This is a genomic window from Streptomyces sp. McG3 (assembly GCF_018619185.1).
Classification (GTDB): domain Bacteria; phylum Actinomycetota; class Actinomycetes; order Streptomycetales; family Streptomycetaceae; genus Streptomyces.
Genome location: NZ_JAAXYC010000541.1, coordinates 1 through 2,098, shown reverse-complemented (window position 1 = coordinate 2,098; position 2,098 = coordinate 1). Strand labels below are relative to the sequence as shown.

Sequence of the window (2,098 nt, the reverse complement as noted above, 5' to 3'; positions counted from 1 at the left end):
CCGATTCCCGGCCGAAGCGGGTCTCGCATCTCGCTTTCCAGGTCCTTCGCTTTCGCGTTTTCCCTTTCCGGCGAGTCCGACTCTATCAGATCCTTTCGGGCCTGATTCCCAGTCAGCGGGGCTTGTCCTCCCGGCTGTTGGGCCGTTCCGACGAGTGAGACTTTAGCGGAATCCTGCCCCCCGACGCTAATCGGGGTGCGTTCCTTCGAACGCGGATTCCTCATTTCGCGCAGGCACACGAAAAAGCATGCGACACGGGGTCGCGCGTTCTGTCGTGGCTACTGCGGAATGGCTGTCCGGGGACCGACCGGGGTCGGCGCTCACGTCGGACAACTCGGAGCACACTACGGATGTGTCCGGAGTGTGTCAACCCCCGGCCGGTGGCGCCGGTGGCCGGGGGCGGACGGTGGGGCTGAGCTGGGCGTCAGCCGTTGCCGGAGGCCAGTTCCCGGCTGCGGTCCCGGGCCGCCTCCAGGGCGGCGATGAGGGCCGCGCGCACTCCGTGGTTCTCCAGCTCGCGGATGGCGCTGATGGTCGTGCCGGCCGGGCTGGTGACCGCTTCACGGAGCTTGACCGGATGTTCGCCGCTGTCCCGGAGCATGACGGCGGCGCCGATCGCGGCCTGGACGATGAGGTCGTGGGCCTGGGCGCGGGGCAGACCGAGCAGGATGCCCGCGTCGGTCATGGCCTCGACCAGGAAGTAGAAGTAGGCGGGGCCGGAGCCGGAGAGGGCGGTCGCCGCGTCCTGCTGGGACTCCGGGACGCGCAGGGTCTTGCCGACGCCGCCGAAGATCTCCTCGGCGGTGGCGAGATGCGCGCCGGTGGCGTGGCTGCCGGCCGAGATGACGGACATGCCCTCGTCGACGAGGACCGGAGTGTTGGGCATGACCCGGACGACCGGGGTGCCCGGGGTGAGCCGGTCCTCGATGAACGTGGTGGTGATGCCGGCCGCGGCGCTGATGACCAGGCGGTCGGCGGTGACGTGCGGGGCGAGTTCGTCCAGGAGCTTGCCCATGTCCTGCGGCTTGACCGCGAGGATGAGGATGTCGGCGTTCTTCGCCGCCTCCGCGTTGGTGACGGACTCGACCCCGTACCGCGTGTGGAGCTCCTGGGCCCGGTCGCCGCGGCGGGTGGTCACCAGGAGGTCGGCCGGTCGCCAGCCCGCCCGGATCATCCCGCTGAGCAGGGCCTCGCCGATCTTGCCGGTGCCGAGGACTGCGACTGTCTGGGTCATGCGTTCACCCTCCGGGCGGTGCTGGGCTGTGCTCTCCCCGTCATCCTCGCATCGGGGTTCTCAGGGCGTACGGCGGCGGAGGGTGATCGCGCCGAGGCACAGGACCAGGAGGGCGCTTCCCGCGACCACGGCGATGTCGCGGACGAAGTCGCCGGTGATGTCGGGATGGTGGAGGACCTGGTTCATGCCGTCGACCGCGTACGACATGGGCAGGATGTTCGAGATCGCCTCCAGGACGGGGTGCATCGCCTCACGCGGGGTGAACAGACCGCAGAGCAGGAGCTGGGGGAAGATCACCGCCGGCATGAACTGGACCGCCTGGAACTCGGACGCGGCGAACGCGGAGACGAACAGGCCGAGCGCGGTGCCGAGCAGGGCGTCGAGCAGGGCGACCAGGAGGAGCAGCCAGGGCGAGCCGGTGACGTCCAGGCCCAGCAGCCAGATGGAGACGGCCGTCGCGAGCGCCGACTGGAGGACCGCGACCGCGCCGAACGCCAGGGCGTAGCCCGCGATGAGGTCGCCCTTGCCGAGCGGGAGGGCGAGGAGGCGCTCCAGGGTGCCCGAGGTGCGTTCGCGCAGGGTGGCGATCGAGGTCACCAGGAACATCGTGATCAGCGGGAAGATGCCGAGGAGGGAGGCTCCGATGGCGTCGAAGGTCCCGGCCGCGCCGTCGAAGACGTAACGGAGCAGGGTGATCAGCAGGACCGGGACGATCACGAGGAGCGCGATCGTTCGGGGGTCGTGGGTCACGTCGGTGAGCGGGGCGATGGCGTCGGCGGTCGTCTCGACCGTGCAGCCCGGTTCCGGTTCGAGGCCGACGCGGATGGACTTGCCGGTCATCTCGGCCAGGGCGTCGAGGCGCTG

Annotated in this window: 2 protein-coding genes; both read right to left on the bottom strand. The window is 70.0% G+C overall.

Annotation, left to right across the window (positions count from 1 at the left end):
- Window positions 1–424: 424 nt before the first annotated feature.
- Window positions 425–1,234: a pyrroline-5-carboxylate reductase gene (gene proC, locus HET64_RS38260; protein ID WP_215111821.1), complete on the bottom strand. Its 810-nt coding sequence runs from the start codon at window positions 1,232–1,234 to the stop codon at window positions 425–427.
- 60 nt (window positions 1,235–1,294) lie between these two features.
- On the bottom strand, window positions 1,295–2,074 hold the full coding sequence (locus tag HET64_RS38255) for an ABC transporter permease (protein WP_251146457.1): 780 nt from the start codon (window positions 2,072–2,074) through the stop codon (window positions 1,295–1,297).
- Window positions 2,075–2,098: the final 24 nt, after the last annotated feature.

Excerpts from the sequence above, each read along its gene's own strand:
- proC (WP_215111821.1), bottom strand. The coding sequence starts at position 1,234 with ATGACCCAGACAGTCGCAGTCCTCGGCACCGGCAAGATCGGCGAGGCC.
- HET64_RS38255 (WP_251146457.1), bottom strand. The coding sequence starts at position 2,074 with ATGACCGGCAAGTCCATCCGCGTCGGCCTCGAACCGGAACCGGGCTGC.